General features: G+C 72.0%; 15 protein-coding genes and 1 pseudogene. 8 read left to right on the top strand and 8 right to left on the bottom strand.

Annotated elements, in window-relative coordinates:
- Positions 1 to 19: 19 nt before the first annotated feature.
- Genes IE107_RS00260 through IE107_RS00250 form a run of 3 tightly spaced genes read left to right on the top strand, consistent with a single transcriptional unit; the run spans position 20 to position 2,388 of the window.
- On the top strand, positions 20 to 964 hold the full coding sequence (locus IE107_RS00260; protein WP_189539694.1) for an ABC transporter ATP-binding protein: 945 nt from the start codon (positions 20 to 22) through the stop codon (positions 962 to 964).
- The gene (locus IE107_RS00255; protein ID WP_189539693.1) at positions 961 to 1,935 is read left to right on the top strand and encodes an ABC-2 membrane transporter-related protein; all 975 of its coding nucleotides are present in this window, start codon (positions 961 to 963) and stop codon (positions 1,933 to 1,935) included. The genes IE107_RS00260 and IE107_RS00255 overlap by 4 nt, the downstream gene beginning before the upstream one ends.
- A 45-nt stretch (positions 1,936 to 1,980) precedes the next feature.
- Positions 1,981 to 2,388 carry a GntR family transcriptional regulator gene (locus IE107_RS00250; protein ID WP_189539692.1) on the top strand — a complete coding sequence of 136 codons (408 nt, stop codon included), beginning with the start codon at positions 1,981 to 1,983 and terminating at the stop codon, positions 2,386 to 2,388.
- 72 nt (positions 2,389 to 2,460) lie between these two features.
- Here IE107_RS00250 and IE107_RS00245 read toward each other — a convergent pair whose 3' ends face one another.
- Genes IE107_RS00245 through IE107_RS00235 form a run of 3 tightly spaced genes read right to left on the bottom strand, consistent with a single transcriptional unit; the run spans position 2,461 to position 4,597 of the window.
- Positions 2,461 to 3,018, bottom strand: a complete 558-nt coding sequence (locus IE107_RS00245) for a DinB family protein (RefSeq protein WP_189539690.1) — start codon at positions 3,016 to 3,018, stop codon at positions 2,461 to 2,463.
- Positions 3,019 to 3,050: 32 nt separating this feature from the next.
- Entirely contained in the window at positions 3,051 to 3,950 is a 900-nt protein-coding gene (locus IE107_RS00240) for an alpha/beta fold hydrolase (RefSeq protein WP_189539687.1), read from the bottom strand.
- Complete coding sequence (locus tag IE107_RS00235; protein WP_189539685.1) at positions 3,947 to 4,597, bottom strand: TetR/AcrR family transcriptional regulator; 651 nt, start codon at positions 4,595 to 4,597, stop codon at positions 3,947 to 3,949. Before IE107_RS00235 ends, IE107_RS00240 begins: the two co-directional genes overlap by 4 nt.
- A gap of 47 nt (positions 4,598 to 4,644) precedes the next feature.
- Between IE107_RS00235 and IE107_RS00230 the strand changes: the two genes are divergently transcribed.
- Complete coding sequence (locus tag IE107_RS00230; protein WP_189539683.1) at positions 4,645 to 6,081, top strand: amidase; 1,437 nt, start codon at positions 4,645 to 4,647, stop codon at positions 6,079 to 6,081.
- 36 nt (positions 6,082 to 6,117) lie between these two features.
- On the opposite strand, the pseudogene IE107_RS00225 reads toward IE107_RS00230, so the two are convergent.
- The 4 genes and pseudogenes from IE107_RS00225 to IE107_RS00210 form a co-directional block, all read right to left on the bottom strand.
- Positions 6,118 to 6,461: pseudogene (locus IE107_RS00225) on the bottom strand (mycothiol transferase); the annotation flags it as partial.
- A gap of 51 nt (positions 6,462 to 6,512) precedes the next feature.
- Positions 6,513 to 7,187 carry a PAS domain-containing protein gene (locus IE107_RS00220; RefSeq protein WP_189539680.1) on the bottom strand — a complete coding sequence of 225 codons (675 nt, stop codon included), beginning with the start codon at positions 7,185 to 7,187 and terminating at the stop codon, positions 6,513 to 6,515.
- Positions 7,188 to 7,368: 181 nt separating this feature from the next.
- Positions 7,369 to 9,843, bottom strand: a complete 2,475-nt coding sequence (locus IE107_RS00215; RefSeq protein ID WP_189539678.1) for an MFS transporter — start codon at positions 9,841 to 9,843, stop codon at positions 7,369 to 7,371.
- A 188-nt stretch (positions 9,844 to 10,031) separates the two neighbouring features.
- Positions 10,032 to 10,475, bottom strand: coding sequence for an SRPBCC family protein (locus IE107_RS00210; RefSeq protein WP_189539676.1), 444 nt, complete (start codon positions 10,473 to 10,475; stop codon positions 10,032 to 10,034).
- Between the two features lie 149 nt (positions 10,476 to 10,624).
- Here IE107_RS00210 and IE107_RS00205 point away from each other — a divergent pair, with 149 nt between their 5' ends.
- The 3 genes from IE107_RS00205 to IE107_RS00195 all read left to right on the top strand — a co-directional run bounded on the left by IE107_RS00205 (position 10,625) and on the right by IE107_RS00195 (position 14,040).
- Complete coding sequence (locus IE107_RS00205; protein WP_189539674.1) at positions 10,625 to 11,665, top strand: Rv2578c family radical SAM protein; 1,041 nt, start codon at positions 10,625 to 10,627, stop codon at positions 11,663 to 11,665.
- Between the two features lie 152 nt (positions 11,666 to 11,817).
- On the top strand, positions 11,818 to 13,422 hold the full coding sequence (locus tag IE107_RS00200) for an alpha/beta hydrolase (protein WP_189539672.1): 1,605 nt from the start codon (positions 11,818 to 11,820) through the stop codon (positions 13,420 to 13,422).
- A 57-nt stretch (positions 13,423 to 13,479) separates the two neighbouring features.
- A complete protein-coding gene (locus IE107_RS00195) occupies positions 13,480 to 14,040 on the top strand; it encodes a GNAT family N-acetyltransferase (RefSeq protein ID WP_229866624.1) in 561 nt (186 codons plus the stop codon).
- A gap of 13 nt (positions 14,041 to 14,053) precedes the next feature.
- On the opposite strand, the gene IE107_RS00190 is transcribed toward IE107_RS00195, so the two are convergent.
- Positions 14,054 to 14,635 carry an adenylosuccinate lyase gene (locus tag IE107_RS00190; RefSeq protein WP_189539668.1) on the bottom strand — a complete coding sequence of 194 codons (582 nt, stop codon included), beginning with the start codon at positions 14,633 to 14,635 and terminating at the stop codon, positions 14,054 to 14,056.
- 359 nt (positions 14,636 to 14,994) lie between these two features.
- Here IE107_RS00190 and IE107_RS00185 point away from each other — a divergent pair, with 359 nt between their 5' ends.
- Positions 14,995 to 16,776, top strand: coding sequence for a 3-hydroxyacyl-CoA dehydrogenase family protein (locus IE107_RS00185; protein WP_189539666.1), 1,782 nt, complete (start codon positions 14,995 to 14,997; stop codon positions 16,774 to 16,776).
- Positions 16,777 to 16,815 lie beyond the last annotated feature (39 nt).

Below are 16,815 nucleotides of genomic sequence, written 5' to 3'. Positions count from 1 at the left end.
TGGAATTGAGGCGAAGTGCATGGCAGACGCATTCACTCCGGACGGCGCGTCCGGCGCCTGGGCCCTGGAGGCCCTCGGCCTGGGTAAGCGCTACGGCCGCGGCTGGGCGCTGCAGGACATCTCGTTCCGGTTGCCGGCCGGCCGGATCTGCGGTCTCGTCGGCCCCAACGGAGCCGGGAAGAGCACCCTGCTGGGGATCGCGACCCGCCAGGTGCAGCCCACGGAAGGCGGCCTCCGGGTCTTCGGTGTGCCCGTGGACGACCCCGAGGTGATGCCCAGGTTCGCCTTCCTCGGGCAGGACAAGCCGCTGTTCAAGCGGTTCACCGTGGCCGAGACGCTGCGCATGGGCGCCGAGCTCAACCCCGGCTGGGACATGGCCGCGGCGGAGCGGATCGTGCGGTCGGGCCAGGTCCCGATGGACGCCCGCGTGGGCACCCTCTCCGGGGGGCAGCGCACCCGCGTCGCGTTCGCGCTGGCCTTCGGCAAGCGGCCCGACCTGCTACTGCTCGACGAGCCGATGTCCGACCTCGACCCGCTGGCCCGCCACGACATGAGCACGCTGCTGATGTCGGAGGCCGTGGAGCGCGGCACCACGGTGCTGATGTCCTCCCACATGCTCACCGAGCTGGAGGACATGTGCGACTACCTGCTCGTCCTCGCGGGCGGCAGGATCCGGATGGCGGGCGACGCGGACGCGCTCCTCCCGGCCCACGCGCTGGTGACCGGGCTCGCCCCGGGCGGGGACCCGGCCGCCGCGCTGGCCCCGCACACCGTGGTCGAGTACCGCGTCCAGGGCCGGCAGTTCCACGCTCTGGTGCGGACGAACGGCCCCCTGTCCGGTGACTGGGTGGTCTCCGAACCCAGCCTGGAAGAGGTACTGCTGGCGCACCTCCGCTCGCCGGACGTGCCCCCGTTGTTCACACCCGGTGCCCGCACCGAGGCCGAAGGGAGCCACACCTCATGACCACCACCCCGACCGAAGCGCCCCGGACCGGGCGCACCCCGGGGCCCCGTATGCTGCGCGGGCTGAGCTGGCTCGTGGTGCGCCAGCACCGGGCCGCGCTGCTCAGCCTGCTCGCCGTGACGGTCCTCGGCTCGATCTGGATCGTCTACGAGCGCAGCCGGATGAAGGACTTCCTGGACGCCGCGGGCTGGCCGGGGAAGGAACTGACGCAGCCGACCTACGACGGGGGCGGTGCCGGTCTCGTCATGGCCGCGCTGGGCGGACTGCCGCTGATCCTCGCCGTCTTCGTCGGCGCCCCGCTGATCGCGGGGGATCAGGAGCAGGGCACCGCGCAGCTGGTCACCACCCAGTCGGTGTCACGCCTGCGCTGGGTGGCGACGAAGTTCGCCTGGATCTACGGGGCGGTGCTCGTGACCGCCGCGGTGCTCTCTGCGCTGTTCACCTGGTGGTGGAAGCCCTACCGCTCGGTGTTCTCCAGCTCGTGGTCGGACGGGTCGGTGTTCGACAGCACCGGTCCGATGCTCCCCGCGCTCTGTCTCTTCCTGACCGCCGCCGGCATCACCATCGGTGTGCTGGCCCGCCGCACCCTCATGTCAATGGCGATCACGTTCATCTTCGCCGCAGCCGTCGGGGTCTTCTGGAGCGAGATGATCGCCCACCTCGCCCCGACCCGCACGATCACCTACCCGCTCGAAGCGGACATGCCCTCGCGGCTGAACGAATCGCTCGAGGTGGACCGCTGGATCGGTTCCGCCGACGGCCATCTCTACGGCTGGGGCCTGTGCGCCGAGCAGACCGAGGCGGCCTCCGACGCGTGCGTCAAGGAGCACGGCATCGTCAACAATGTCTACGAGTACCTCGGTGTCGACCAGATGCCGGCCATGCAGTGGACCGGGGCGGGCATCCTGCTCGCGGGTACCGCCGTACTCACCGCGTTCGTCCTGTGGCGGGTGTCCCGTCGCCCCCTCTAGGGCCTGCCGCCGCAGGTACGTAGGGTTTCGGCAGTCGCACGGGAGGTGAAGGCAGTGGTCGTGTTCCGGATCGACCGGCGCAGCGGAGTGGCGACGTACCTCCAGATCGTGCGTCAGGTCGAACAGGCGCTGCGCATGGGCGCCCTGGAGGAGGGTGACAGGCTGCCCACGGCCGCTCAGGTCGCGGCCGAGACCAAGGTCAACCCGAACACCACCCTCAAGGCGTACCGCGAGCTGGAGCGGGCCGGCCTCGCCGAGGTCCGGCAGGGGGCGGGCACCTTCATCACCCGCTCGCTCGTCCCGCCCCAGGCGGACGCCGACTCGCCCTTGCGCACTGCGCTCGCCGAGTGGCTGGACCAGGCACGGGTGCAGGGGCTCAGCGGCCAGGAGGTCGACGCCCTCTTCCGGTCCGCCTTCGCGGCCGTCTATCCGGCCGAGGCGGACACCCGCTGAAGCGTGGCGCCGTACGTCCGTACGCCTCGCCGACGAGGAGCGGCCGGTCCCCCGACGGGGGGCCGGCCGGTGTCATTCCGGTGCGGGGTAGTCACCCGTGGCGCCGTCGGTCCGCTCGCGCAGCAGGTCCGCGTGGCCGTTGTGGCGGGCGTACTCCTGGATCATCACCAGGTACACCCATCGCAGGCTGACGATCCGACCGCGGGAGGCGTACGCGAAGGTCTCGTCGAGGCCGCGCCCCGCCACGGCGGCCCCGCACGCCTCGATCTCGGCGCGGAAGGCGGCGAAGTCGCGCTCGGCGTGCGCGGCTTCGACGCCTTCGATGCCCTCGTCGCCGTCGCCCGGACCGGTGAAGACATCGCCGATCGGCTCACCCGCGAAGCTCCGGCGGAACCACCAGCGTTCGATCTCCGCCATGTGCCGCACCAGGCCGAGGAGAGTAAGGCCGGAGGGCTCGGCGGTGGTGCGGGCGAGCTGTGCCGGGGTCAGCCCGGCGCACTTGGTGAGCAGCGTCTCCCGGTGCCAGCGGAGCCAGCCCTCCAGCATGACCCGCTCGTCCGCGTCGCTCGGGACGTTCAGCTGGTCGCCGTCGGCCGTCGTACGTTCGATGCGAGGTGCCGTCCACGTCATGCCGGCCATCCTCACACGACCGGGCTCACCGCTCAGGTCAGTTCCCGCAGGAGCGGCTCCGGGTCCGCGAGCAGGAACAGGTGACCGCCCTCGGGGACGGTGCGCAGTTCGGCGCCGGGGATCTGCGCGTGCGCCCAGCGCGCCACCTCGACGGGGACGTTGCCGTCCGCCTCGCCGTGGAGGAACAGAGTCGGTACGCAGACCGAGCCCAGCGGCTCCGGGAGCGGGCGGGAGTATCCGGCGAGATCGGTGATGACCGCGTCCACGCCCTGGCGCTGGCCCTCCGCGGTGTCCACGTCGGACAGCGCCCGGAAGGCGGGGGTGCTCATGATCAGCCGGTCGGAGCGGGGCCAGGCGTCGAGGTTCGGCTCGCGCCTGGCCTTCTTGAAGATCCCCTTCCCGGCGAGCATCGGCCGGGCGATCGCCGGGGCCCAGACGACCATCCGGTTCAGCAACTTGACCAGCGGGATCCGGCGCGCGTACGCCGCGCGGGGGGCGCCGGGGACGGCGGCGCACGCGAGGATCAGCCGCGTGACCCGCCCGGGGTGCTGCTGGGCCGCCGAGAGCGCGTACCCGCCGCCGCCCGAGATCGCCACGAGGGTGGCCCGTTCGTGGCCGAGGTGGTCGAGCAGGGCCACGAAGTCGTCGTTCCAGCGGTGGAAGCCGCGACCTGGTACGGGGTCGGTCTCGCCGTACCCCGGCCGGTCCGGGAAGACCAGATGCAGGCCCGCGTCCGTCGCCGCCTCCCGCAGCGCGAGGCCCTCGTAGCGGCTGCCGGGAGTGCCGTGGAGCACGATCACGGGCGGGGCGGCGGGGTCGCCGTAGGAGCAGTACGCGATGCGGCGCCCGTTCGGGGAGGTCAGGCGGTGTGTCCGCGGCAGGTCCGTCTCCGGGTGGTCCGTCTCCGGGTGGTCCGGCGGGGAGGGGGTCATCTCTGCTCCTCGGGGGATACGGGGGTGGCGGCAGCGGCGGCGATCCCGCCGATGACGAAGTCGAGGCCGAAGGAGAACCGGCGGTCGTAGTCGTGGTGGTCCGCGAACACCGAGGCTGCCCGGCGTTCCGGCGGGAGGTGGTGCAGTTCCAGGTCGCCGCGGCCGAGGCGGATCGCCACATGGCCGGTGACGAAGTCGTGCAGGGTGCCGTACGCGTACGCCGCGGCCTCCTCGTCGAGCCCGGCACTGCGCAGCGCCGCCACGACCCGGTACGCGACGTCGTCTGCGCCGGGCCCGACGAGCGAGGAGCGGCGGTGCGCCTCAAGGATGACGGGGTGCCGCATGAGCAGGTCGTGGAGCGTGTCCGCGAAGAGCCGGACGATGCCCTGCCAGTCCTTCGGCCAGTCCACCGACCGGGTCACCTCGCCGACGATCCGGGACACCAGCGCGTGCTGGAGCGCGTCGATGCCGCCCGTCGTGCGGTGGATCGCCATCGGTGACACGCCCAGCCGTTCGGCCAGCGCACGGAAGCTCACCGCATCGAGCCCCTGGTCGTCGGCCAGTTCGGTCGCCGCGTCCAGGATCGCGTCGAGCGTCACCGCCCGGGGACGGCCGTTCTTGGGAGTGCTTGCTTTCTCGACCACCATGCCCGCACCATATCGATACGCGTAACGAAACAGCAATGGGAGCGTCCATGACGGAGTTGCACGACCTCACCGCTCTTCAACTGGCCGCCGCCTACGGGCGCGGTGAGACGAGCCCGACCGAGGTGGTGGATCATCTGCTGGCCCGGATCGGGGACGGCGACCGGGTGGGGGCGTTCACCACGGTGTCGGCCGGCCCGGCCCGCACCGCGGCGGCCGAAGCCGAACGCGTCCTGCGCTCGGCGGACCGCGCCGGCCTGCCGCGCCTGTTCGGCGTACCCACCGCGATCAAGGACCTGGAGGCCACCGCGGGCGTGCGCACCACGCTGGGCTCCGCACTTTTCGGTGACTGGATCCCCGGGCACAACGACGAGATCGTCGAGGTCATGGCCGACGCCGGGCTGATCAGCCTCGGCAAGACCACCGTTCCCGAGTTCGGGGCGGCCTGCTACACCGAGCCCGAGGTGTCCGCCCCGGCGCGCAGCCCCTTCGACCCGGCCCGCAGCGCGGCCGGCAGCAGTGGCGGCGCGGCCGCGGCGGTCGGCGCGCTGCTGGTGCCGATCGCACAGGGCAGCGACACCGCCGGTTCGGTGCGCTCCCCCGCGAGCGCCTGCGGGGTGGTCGGGCTGAAGCCCAGCCGCGGACTCGTCACCGCGGGCCCGGCCGGCAACGACGGGATGGGGCTCTCCGTGCGGGGCCCGCTGGCCCGGACGGTCCGCGACACCGCCGCGTTCCTGGACGCGCTGACCACCCGTACCGGCGCCGGCACCGTGCATCCGCCCCGGGTCGACAGCTACGAGCGCGCGTGCGACGCACCCGTGCCGCGGCTCCGGATCGCGCTCGCCCAGGGGTCGGTGTCGGGCTCCTCGGTGGATCCCGAGGTGGCCGCCGCCGCCGAGCTCACCGCCCGTACGCTGGCCGGGCTGGGCCATGCGGTGTTCGCCCGGGACCAGGCACCGGACCCCGAGCTCACCGACGGCTTCAGGGTGATGTTCACCGCACTGGCCGGGTCCCGGACCATGGCGTTCGACGGATCGGCACTGCGCCCGATCGTCCGTCATCTCCGTTCTCGCTCACAGGAGTTGACCGCAGCGGAGCTGGCCGCCTCGATCGGTGTCGTGCAGGCCCGCGCCCGCGCCTGGACACTCGACTACGCGGACGCGGACGTGGTGATCACCCCGACCGTGACGACCCCGCCGACGCCCGTCGGACGGCTCCGCAACGACGCGGACCCGGCGGCGGAGCTGGCCGCGATGACCGCGTTCACGGGCAATACCGTCCTGGCGAACGCCACCGGGTTCCCGGCCATCAGCCTTCCGCTGGGCTGGAGTTCGCAGGGCCTGCCGCTCGGAGTCTCGCTCACGGCCGGATGGGGCCGCGAGGATCTCCTGCTCGGCGTGTCGGCCCAGCTGGAGGAGGCCCTGCCGTGGGCCCACCGCTACGGCGAGCGGCCCGGGGCGCGGACACCGGCGGCGGACCGGCCCTGACCGGACCGCCACGACCGGGCCCCGGGCGCGGTCCGGCTACTCGCCGGTGACGCCGTCGATACGCTCCCGGAACAGGTCCGCCTGGCCGTTGTGGCGTACTCCTCGATCATGTGCGTGAGGATGTAACGCAGCGAGACCTCGTCGCCGTAACTCCTGGTGATGTCCAGGGACTCGGCGGCTTCGACGGCGGCCCGGGAGCGTGCGCACTCCTCGTGCCAGATCCTGAACGCCTCCTCGGGATCGGCGTCGGCCACCTCGAACTCGGCGAACTCACCGGGCTTCGGCCCCGGCCAGTGCATCCGCACCACCTCGTCCTTCAACACCCTCCGGAACCACGACCGTTCGACCTCGGCGAGATGCCGGACGAGCCCGGGCAGGGTCGGACCACGTCGCGGGCCTCTAGCGGACGATCAGCAGGGAGCGGTGGTGGATCAGCGCGGGCCCCGGGCCCGGTGCCGGGAGGCGCGTCGCGGCACACCCCGGTCGGGGGCGACCGGGACCTGGCTGCGATGACTGAACTCCAGGACGGGGTAGCCGAGTGCGATGACCTGGGCGACGATTCCGGTCACCTCGCCGACACTCATGCCGGGCAGGGTCCCGGGCAGCCGGCCCATCAGTTCCCGGTAGTCGGGGAAGTCGGTGTGAGGCGCGAAGGCGGGGGCGACCGTCCCGGCGCGCGGGCCGTCGCCCCGGCCACCCTCGCCCAGCCGGCCGGCGTCCGCGGCGAGCACCAGGAGCCGCTCGGCACCGGGGCGGACCAGCGGATAGGCCCACCACAGGACGTCGATCCGGCCGCGTTCCGGTGTGTCGACCCGGGCCCGGCCCGCCATCGGGCAGGAGAAGGACCTGCCCGGCGCACCGTCGAGCTCGGGACCGAATCCTGTTCCGTCCTCCTTCATCCGACTCAACACCCCGTAAATGGGCAGGAGTTCATCTGCGGGGCTACCGACCGCCGACTGTCTGGTGACACCGAAGAGCCGTCTCGCGCCGCTCGACCAGTGGGAGACGAGCCCGTCCGCGTCGACCACCACGACGGCCGGCGGCACGCGACCCGCCACGACGTCGGACGGCGGTGGCGTCCGCTGCGTCGGCACATCGGGATCCATGGATGGAGGGCTCCTTCCCCACCGCGACGTTCCGCGGTTCGTGTCTCCACGGTACGACTCCGTGTCCGGCACCCGCCGGTCATCGGCCCGATCGCCCCGGGTGATGCGCCCGCGCACCGGGAAGCGCACCGAGCGGTCCGGCACAGGCGGTGGTCCGGCCGGACCACCGCCTGTCCAACGGTCAGTCCTCGTGCCCCAGTTGGAGATCCCGCTCGGTGCGTCCGCCGCCCGCGACCTGGAGGACGGTGGCGACCGGCGGGTACCCGGCCGCGATCACCGTGTACTCGCCGGTGGACAGGTCCACGAACCGGAAGGCCCCGTCGGGCCCGGTGGTGAGGGTGTCGACCACATTGCCCGCCGCGTCCAGGAGGGTGACCCGGGCGTCCTCGACGGGCCGGCCACCGGTCGCCCGTACGACACCGCGCAGCACTGCGCCGCCGGCGAGTTCGATGTCCTGCCGGGTCTCCCTGGCCGCCTGCACGCTCACCGGCAGCGCGGCGGGCCGGAAGGCGGGGGCGCTGGCGGCGAGGGTGTACTCGCCCGCCACCAACTCCGTGATCACATAGCCGCCTTCGCGGCCGCTGCGGGTGGAGGCGACGACTTCACCGCGGACATCGGTGAGGGTGACGGCGGCGTCGCACACCGGGATGCCGTCGGCGGTCAGGACGGTCCCGGCGAGACGCCCGGCCCCACCGAGCACCACATCGAGCTCGACGGGCCGTTCGCCGACGGTGACGCTGACGGCCTGCGGCTGGTGGCCGCCGGCCGCGGCGATGAGGACGTACGAACCGGCGCCGGGCACACTCAGCGCGTACCGCCCGTCGTCGCCGCTCGCGCCCCGTCCGACCTGCTGGCCCTGGACGTCGATGAGAGTGAGGGCGGCACGCGGCACCTTCGTACCGTCGGGGTGCTGGACGCTGCCGCACACCGGCACGCCCGACAGATAGACGGGCGGCGGCACGGCGGCCTCGGTGGTCGTCGTGGTGCGGGCGGCCGGCACGGTCACGGACTCGGCGGCGCTTTCGGGGCTGTGGTGGGACACCAGCGGTTTCTCCTTGAGGAAGAAGGCGAAGAACAGGCCGAGCGCGAGCACCGGCACGAGGTAGAGAAAGATCCGCGGCATCGCGTCGGCGTACGCCTGGACATAACTGTCGCGCAGCGCGGGATCCATCGCGTGGACCAGTTGCGGAGTGATCGACTCGGGGTCGGGGAGGTCGGCACCGGAGGGCAGACGGACGGCGAGCGCGTCCGCGAGGCGGCCCGCGAAGAGCGTCCCGAAGACGGCTGCGCCGACGCTGCCGCCGATCTGCCGGAAGTAGTTGTTGGCACTGGTGGCGGAGCCGATGTCGGCGGGCTGGACGGAATTCTGCACGGCGAGCACCAGCACCGGCATGATCAGCCCGATCCCGATGCCGAGCACGGCCTGGGCGACGCTGTACTCGATGCGCGGGGTGTCGGTTTCCAGGCGGGAGAGCAGCCACATCCCGACCACCGAGACCGCGCCGCCGATGATCGGGTGGATGCGGTAGCGGCCGGTGCGGGAGATCAACTGGCCGGAGACGACGGAGGCGATGACGATGCCGCCCATCATCGGGAGCATCAGCAGTCCGGATTCGGTGGCCGTGGCGCCGTCTACCATCTGGAGGAAGGTCGGCAGATAGCTGGCGGCGCCGAACAGCCCCACCCCGACGACCGCCCCGACGAGCGCGGTGACGTTGAAGATCGAGTCCCGGAACAGCCGCAGCGGAATGATGGGTTCGGCCGCCCGGTGCTCGACGACCAGGAACAGCAGAGCCGTTCCGGCGGCTCCGGCGCCCAGGCCCAGGATGGTGCGCGACCCCCATGCGTACTCCGTACCGCCCCAACTGGTCAGCAGCACCAGGCAGGTGGAGGCGGCCGCGAGCAGCAGCGCGCCGAGGACGTCGAGGCGGGGCCGGGCGGTGGGCCTGGGGAGTTTCAGTACGACGGTGATGACGGCGAGCGTGACCAGCCCGAAGGGGACGTTGATGTAGAAGCACCAGCGCCAGGAGGCGTGGTCGGTGAAGAACCCGCCGAGCAGCGGGCCCGCCACGGACGCAAGGCCGAAGGCGGCGCCGATGAGCCCCATGAACCGGCCGCGTTCCCGGGGCGGTACGACATCCGCGATGATCGCCTGGACCCCGATCATCAGCCCGCCGCCGCCGACGCCCTGGACGGCGCGGAATGCGATCAGCTCGTCCATGGTGCGGGACCAGCCGGCGAGCGCGGAGCCGATGACGAAGACGACGATGGCGAACTGGAAGACGCCCTTGCGGCCGAAGAGGTCGCCGAGCTTTCCGTAGATCGGCAGTCCGATCGTGGAGGCGAGCAGATACGCGGTGACGGCCCAGGACATCTTCTCCAGGCCGTGCAGCTCGCCGACGATCTTCGGCAGCGCGGTGGCGACGATCATCTGGTCGAGTGCCGCGAGGAGCAGCGTGAGCATCAGCCCGAGGAAGATCAGCCGGATGCGGCGGGGGCTGGTCTCGGGTGCGGCGGGCAGGGCAGGGGCCTCGCCGCGTACCGCCGGTGCCGGTTCCGCCTCGGCAGGGCGTGGCGGCGGCGGTGCGGCGGCGGCCGCCCGGGCGGTCCCCGTGCCGCCCGGCTCCTCCTCCAACAGAGTGATCCCACCCACCACGTGCCGCTCCCCTCGTCGCGTCTGCGCCGCCCATTTCTGCCATTGCGCAATTGGGGAGGGCAAACGCGACGGGGGGGCGCTGACGGCGCACTCCGGGGGCTTAGCTCCCGGTGGGAGCCACTACGGCACACCACTGGCGGGACGGAAAAACCACCCGAACCGGTGAGGCCGGTCAAGAGCGGGGCGGGCTACTTCTCGACCTCGGCGGCGAGGTTCTGCAGCAGCTCGTCGTAGATCCGGCCCAGCCCCTTGGGCGCGAAGGTCCTCTCGAAGAAGCCGCCGATGCCGCCGGCACCGTTCCAGACGGTCGAGACGACGGCCTTGGACCTGCCCTCGCCGGCCGGGGTGACGGTCCAAGTGGTGACCATCGAGGAGTTGCGGTCCTTCTCCACGAGCCGGCCGTCGGTGGGCTCGGTGACCTCCAGCAGACAGTCGCGCACCCGCTTGCTGGTGGCCTGGAGCTTCCAGTGCACGAGGGTGCCCTCGCCGTCACCGCCCTCACGCACCTCGTACTCGCTGAACTGTCCGGGCAGCACCCTGCCGCGGACCTCCTGGTAGTCGGCCAGCGCGTCGAACACCGTCTCCGCGTCCGCCGCGATGACTCGCTCTGTCGTGGCCTCGACCTGCGCCATGGCTGTTCCTCCAGCACTCGGTTGTTCGGGGGTGTGCTGAGCCAACCACCTCCGGCACGCCGCTCAAAATCCGGGCCGGGACGAAGGGGCGAAAACGATCAAGGGAACAAGTGTTCTATTCTCTGTCCAGTGCTACCGAGGAGGTGTCCATGCGCTGGGACAATCTGGTCGAGAACCCCGCCCCCACCGGGAACAGCGCGCTCTTCACCGCCGACGCGGTGACCACGCGCACCTTTGACACCCCCGAGTTCCGGGGGATCACCTTCCACGAGGTCCGGGCCCGCTCGATCGTGAACCGGGTGCCGGGCGCATCACGGATGCCGTTCGAATGGACCGTCAATCCGTACAGAGGCTGTTCGCACGCCTGCGTCTACTGCTTCGCGCGCAAGACCCACAGCTATCTGGATCTCGACACCGGCCTCGGCTTCGACTCCCAGATCGTCGTCAAGACCAACGCCCCGGAGCTGCTGCGCAGCCAACTCGCGTCCGGCCACTGGCACGGCGCCCACATCGCGATGGGTACCAACGTCGACTGCTACCAGCGCGCCGAGGGACGTTACCGCCTGATGCCCGGCATCATCTCGGCCCTGCGCGACCATGCGAACCCCTTCTCGATCCTGACCAAGGGCACGCTGATCCTGCGCGATCTGGAACTGCTCCGGCAGGCCGCCGAGGTCACCGATGTCGGCATCTCCGTCTCGGTCGGCTTCGTCGACGACGCACTGTGGCGCACCGTCGAGCCCGGCACCCCCTCGCCCGGGCGCCGCCTCGATGCCGTCCGCACCCTGAGCGAGAACGGCATCGACTGCGGCGTACTCATGGCCCCCGTCATCCCGTTCCTCGGCGACCACCCGGACCAGCTGCGCGCAACGGTCCGCGCGATCGCCGCCGCCGGGGCGACCTCGGTGACCCCGCTCGTCCTCCATCTGCGGCCCGGCGCGCGGGAGTGGTACATGCAGTGGCTCGGTAACCATCACCCCCATCTGGTGCGGCGGTACGAACGGCTCTACGCCGAGGGGGCCTACGCACCGAAGTGGTACCAGCGCCGCATCACCCGGTACGTCCACGAGTTGGCGGCCGAATTCGGCATCGGGCCCTCGCACCCCGGCGCGGCCCGGCGGCTCCCCGCACGGAAGGAACAGCGCTCACCGCTCGACGACCCCGGGCCCACCCAGCTGACCCTGCTCTGATCTGCCGGAACCGTCGCGGAGGCTCCGGCGGAACCGACGCGGGCAAACGGGTCAACTCTTGGCACAACAGGTCCTTCCTGGCGCGAATGCGGGGAGCATGCGGCGGGGGCTGCGCCACGCGCAGCCGTGTTTCCCCCACCACGGGAGGCCATATGACGAATCGTCCAGGAATTCTGTTCGCCGTCGGTGCGACGGTCGCCGGTCTGGTGACCGCCGCACCGTCTCCGGCAACTGCCGACAACGGCGCGCGGCCCGCCGCCGCGAAGCTCGAATGGACCGACTGCGCCACCAAGTCCTATCCGCGGCTTCAGTGCTCATCGGTCAGTACTCCGCTCGATCATGACGACCCGTCGGGCCGGCGGATCACCCTCGCGCTGTCCCGCATCCCGCACACCGCGAAGACCTTCCAGGGCCCTCTGCTCGTCAACCCGGGCGGCCCCGGGGGCAGCGGCCTGGCCATGGCCGGATTCGTGGCGTCCTCACTGCCGAAGGCGATCGCCGCCCAGTACGACGTGATCGGCTTCGACCCGCGCGGCGTCGGCAGGAGCAGACCGGCGCTGGACTGCGTACCGAAGTACTTCGGCCCGCTGCGCCCCGACTCGGTGCCGGACTCGCCCGGCGCCGAGCAGGCCAACCGGAACCGGGCCCGTTCGTTCGCCGAGGCGTGCGGGCGCAAGTACCCGGATCTGCTGCCCCACATGGACACGGTCAGCACCGCGAAGGACCTCGACGTGATCCGCCGGGCCACCGGCGCCCGGCAGCTCAACTACTTCGGGTACTCGTACGGCACCTACCTCGGCGCGGTGTACGCCAAGCTGTTCCCGGAGCGGGTGCGGCGCTTCGTCCTCGACTCGAACGTCGACCCGGACGGTGTCTGGTACGACGACAACATCGGCCAGGACTACGCCTTCGACTCCCGCCACAAGGCGTTTGCCGCCTGGGTGGCGAAGCACGACTCCACCTACCGGCTCGGCGCCGACCCGGCGGAGGTCGAGAGCGCCTGGTACGCGATGCGTGCGGCCGTCAAGGCGCACCCCGCGGGCGGGATGATCGGGCCGAGCGAGCTGGAGGACACCTTCCTGCCGGGCGGCTACTACAACGGGCACTGGCCGTATCTGGCCGAGGCGTTCGCCGCGTACGCCAACGACGGCGACCAGAACGCGCTGGTGAAGGCGTACAAGCGGTTCGGCGCGGTCGACGCCGCGGGCGACAACGGGTACTCGGTCTACACGGCCGTGCAGTGCCGCGACGCCCAGTGGCCCCGGCAGTGGAACACCTGGCGCGGCGACAGCGGGCGTGTGCACGCCAAGGCGCCCTTCTTCACCTGGAACAACAGCTGGTACAACGCCCCGTGTGCCGACTGGCCGGTGGAACCGCTCAATCCGGTGCGCGTCTCCAACAGCGCGCTTCCGCCGGTGCTGCTCTTCCAGGCCACCGACGACGGGGCCACCCCGTACGAGGGCGGCGTCACCATGCACCGCAGGCTGCACGGCTCCAGCCTGGTCGTCGAGCAGGGCGGCGGCAACCACGGCATCACACTGAGCGGCAACGACTGCCTGGACACCTATCTGGCGGACTATCTCGCCCAGGGCACCGTCCCGCACGGCGGGGGCGGTCGGGCCGACGCGGACGCGGTGTGTGCCAAGTCCGCCGACCCGCAGCCGCTGGCCGGTGACGCGGCGGCGAAGTCGGCATCGGGGGCGGCTTCCGGCAGCAGGGGCGCCGTCCTGCACGGGTTGCTCGGCTCCCGCGGCTGACCGGCCGGGCCCGCCTCGCGTACGGGCCGTCCTGACGGATGCGCCAGGATGGCCCGTATGACGGCACGGACCACACCCGCCGGGACACGCGTGCGGGACATGACGGCAGGCGACTGCGAAGCGGTGACTCGGCTCCGGGTGCGCGGCTGGCAGGCCGCTTACGCGGGGCTGGTGCCGCAGTCGTACCTGGACGACATGGACCTCACCGTCGCCGAGGACACGGCGCGGCGCCGGGTGGCCCTCACCAGGGGCAGCGCGCTCGTGAACATGGTGGCCGAACGGCCGGGCTCCGGGGTGATCGGCTGGGCCTGCTACGGCCCGTGCCGCGAGAACGGCGGGCGGCTCGCGCGGGGCGAGCTGTACGCGCTCTATGTGGCGCCCGAGCAGATCGGGACCGGGGCGGGCCGTGCGCTGATGGCCGAGGTGCTCGCCCGCGCCGCGGCGGACGGCTTCACGGGCCTGACGCTGTGGGTGCTGAAGGAGAACGCCCCGGCCCGCCGCTTCTACGAGCGCGCGGGCTTTTGTCCCGACGGCGCCGAGGAGTCCTTCGAGGCGGACGGTGTGCTCGTGCCCGAGGTGCGGTACGTGCGCACCCTCGGCGGCCCCGCCGGCCCCTGAGCCGGGCGCTTCCTCAGACCGCGTCCAGCCGGCCGAGCGCGTCGCGGGCCGCGCCGCCGAGCCTGGGGTGCGGCAGAGCGGCCGCCAGCAGCGGGCGGGCCCGTTCGTCCCCCAGCTGCCCGAGCCCCTCCACACAGGCGAGCGCCACCCGCCAGTGCGGGTCGCCCGGGGCGAGCAGCCGTTCCAGGGTGCTCATCAGCGCGGGCACCGACTCCGTGGCCCGCAGCGCGGTGAGCAGCCGCACCGGGTGCAGGGCGTACGCCGTGCGCAGGGTGTTGGTCGCGAGGGCCGCGGCGGCCCGGGGCGTGCGGGGGTCACCGAGACACACCAGGGCGTGGGCGGCAGAGACGCAGCGCTCCGGGTCGCGGTGGTTGAGCAGCAGGACCAGTGCCTCGAAGGCGCGCCGGTCCCCGTCGCAGCCGAGCCGGAAGGCGGCCATCTCACGGGCCCAGAGCGGGCGTTCGGGTTCCACCAGGACTCGGGCCAGCTCCTCCCCGTCCTCGGTGGCGAGCAGTGTGCGGTAGGCCGCCGACTCCCCCGCCGCGTCCGCCTCGTCAGCAAGCCGGTCCGCCAGCGACCGGAACTCCTCGTCCATGACCGTCAGCGTATCGGCGGGAACGGAGCGTATCGAGGGGCGGGGGAAATGTGGCCCGGCGCACAGCGACGTGGGGCTGGCGCGCTCGTTACCGGGCAGTTAATCTCATGTGAGCGGGACACGATCCCCGCTCGCTCCAGTGGCCTGGTGACGCAGCCACCCGGAGTGCTTGTCGGTTCGGCAGCTTTGCGAGACGTGACTCCGGGACAGAGTCCGTCGCCCCTTCCGGGTCCGGGCGCGCTCAAGGCGCGTCGGCCCGAGCACCACGACACGCCATTCCCGCACGTGTCGCGCCGGTTCTCCTTCTCAGCGCGCGCCGTGCCCCCTCACAGTCGTCACTCATTCTCTGGAGTCCCGTGATGGACACCCCACTCAGCACCATTGCCGTCGTCGGTCTCGGCACCATGGGCACCGGCATCGCCGAGGTCCTGGCCCGCGCCGGCCACGAGGTCATCGGCATCGACGTCAGCGACACGGCCGCCCGCCAGGCCGTCGCCGCCCTGGAGGCCTCGACCGCCCGCGCCGTGCGGCGCGAGCGGATCACCGAGGAGGAGCGCGGCGATGTCCTCGCCCGGTTCCGTACCTTCGCCGATCTCCGGGCCGCCGCGGAGGCGGAGCTGGTCATCGAGGTCGTGCCCGAGTCGTACGAGATCAAGCAGCAGGTCTTCCGGGAGCTCGACGAGATCGTCTCCCCCACCACGATCCTGGCGACCGGCACCAACGCCCTGTCGGTGACCCGGCTCGCCGCCGAATCGCTGCGTCCCGAGCGCGTGCTCGGTCTGCACTTCTTCAATCCGGCGCCCGCGATGAAGCTGGTCCAGGTGGTCTCCTCGGTGCTGACCGCGCCGCCGGCCGTCGAGGCCGTCACCGCGCTCGCCCGCAGCCTGGGCAAGGAGCCGGTCGCGGTCGGCGACCGGCCGGGCTTCGTCGCCGACGGGCTGCTGTTCGGGTACCTCAACCAGGCCGCCGCGATGTACGAGGCCAACTACGCCTCCCGGGAGGACATCGACGCGGCGATGAAGCTCGGCTGCGGCCTGCCGATGGGCCCGCTCGCCCTGCTCGACCTGATCGGGATCGACACCGCCCGTACCGTCCTGGAGGCGATGTACGCCGAGTCGCAGGACCGGCTGCACGCCCCGGCGCCGGTGCTCCGGCAGCTGAGCGATGCGGGGCTGGCCGGCCGCAAGTCGGGCCGCGGCTTCTACACGTACGAGGAGGCCGGCAGCCGGAGAGTGGTGCCGGACGCGCTGACCCCGAGCGCCGACGGGACGGCGGTGGCCGGACGCACGGTGCGTTCGGTGGGTGTCGCGGGTTCCGGGACGATGGCCTCGGGGATCGCCGAGGTCTTCGCCAAGGCCGGGTACGACGTGGTGCTCGCCGCCCGCAGCCAGGAGAAGGCGGACACCGCGAAGGCCCGGATCGCCAAGTCGCTGGAGCGTTCCGTCGCCAAGGGGCGGCTGACGGCCGAGGCGCGGGACGGGGCCCTGGCCCGGATCACCGCGGCCGGTTCGCTGGACGCCTTCGCCGATGTCGATCTCGCGGTGGAGGCCGTCGCCGAGGACCTGGCGGTCAAGCAGCAGCTGTTCGGGACCCTGGACAAGGTCTGCAAGCCGGGCGCCGTCCTCGCCACCACCACCTCGTCGCTGCCGGTCGTGGCGATCGCGCGGGCCACCTCGCGCCCGCAGGACGTGATCGGGATGCACTTCTTCAACCCGGCGCCCGCGATGAAGCTGGTCGAGGTGGTCCGTACGGTGCTCACCGCCGACGATGTCCACGCCACCGTCCGCGAGGTCTGCGGCACGGTCCGCAAGCACCCGGTGGACTGCGGGGACCGGGCCGGCTTCATCGTGAACGCGCTGCTGTTCCCGTACCTCAACAACGCGATCAAGATGGTCGAGGAGCACTACGCGACCCTCGACGACATCGACGCCGCGATGAAGCTGGGTGGCGGCTACCCGATGGGCCCGTTCGAACTGCTCGACGTCGTCGGGCTCGATGTCTCGCTGGCCATCGAGAAGGTGCTGCACAGCGAGTTCCGAGACCCGGGCCTGGCCCCGGCACCGCTGCTCGAACACCTGGTGGCCGCCGGCTGCCTCGGCCGCAAGACGGGGCGCGGCTTCCGCGAATATGCCCGGCGCTGACCACGGCGCCGGGTGGGGTGGGCTGCTCGACCCCTCGGG

Source organism: Streptomyces gelaticus, assembly GCF_014649535.1.
In the GTDB taxonomy this organism is placed as follows: domain Bacteria; phylum Actinomycetota; class Actinomycetes; order Streptomycetales; family Streptomycetaceae; genus Streptomyces; species Streptomyces gelaticus.
This window is presented reverse-complemented; position numbering and strand designations above follow the sequence as displayed.

Excerpts from the sequence above, each read along its gene's own strand:
- IE107_RS00210 (WP_189539676.1), bottom strand. The coding sequence starts at position 10,475 with ATGGCGCAGGTCGAGGCCACGACAGAGCGAGTCATCGCGGCGGACGCG.
- IE107_RS00230 (WP_189539683.1), top strand. The coding sequence starts at position 4,645 with ATGACGGAGTTGCACGACCTCACCGCTCTTCAACTGGCCGCCGCCTAC.
- IE107_RS00245 (WP_189539690.1), bottom strand. The coding sequence starts at position 3,018 with ATGACGTGGACGGCACCTCGCATCGAACGTACGACGGCCGACGGCGAC.
- IE107_RS00195 (WP_229866624.1), top strand. The coding sequence starts at position 13,480 with ATGACGGCACGGACCACACCCGCCGGGACACGCGTGCGGGACATGACG.
- IE107_RS00185 (WP_189539666.1), top strand. The coding sequence starts at position 14,995 with ATGGACACCCCACTCAGCACCATTGCCGTCGTCGGTCTCGGCACCATG.
- IE107_RS00190 (WP_189539668.1), bottom strand. The coding sequence starts at position 14,635 with ATGGACGAGGAGTTCCGGTCGCTGGCGGACCGGCTTGCTGACGAGGCG.
- IE107_RS00260 (WP_189539694.1), top strand. The coding sequence starts at position 20 with ATGGCAGACGCATTCACTCCGGACGGCGCGTCCGGCGCCTGGGCCCTG.
- IE107_RS00255 (WP_189539693.1), top strand. The coding sequence starts at position 961 with ATGACCACCACCCCGACCGAAGCGCCCCGGACCGGGCGCACCCCGGGG.
- IE107_RS00220 (WP_189539680.1), bottom strand. The coding sequence starts at position 7,187 with ATGGATCCCGATGTGCCGACGCAGCGGACGCCACCGCCGTCCGACGTC.
- IE107_RS00235 (WP_189539685.1), bottom strand. The coding sequence starts at position 4,597 with ATGGTGGTCGAGAAAGCAAGCACTCCCAAGAACGGCCGTCCCCGGGCG.
- IE107_RS00200 (WP_189539672.1), top strand. The coding sequence starts at position 11,818 with ATGACGAATCGTCCAGGAATTCTGTTCGCCGTCGGTGCGACGGTCGCC.
- IE107_RS00240 (WP_189539687.1), bottom strand. The coding sequence starts at position 3,950 with ATGACCCCCTCCCCGCCGGACCACCCGGAGACGGACCACCCGGAGACG.
- IE107_RS00205 (WP_189539674.1), top strand. The coding sequence starts at position 10,625 with ATGCGCTGGGACAATCTGGTCGAGAACCCCGCCCCCACCGGGAACAGC.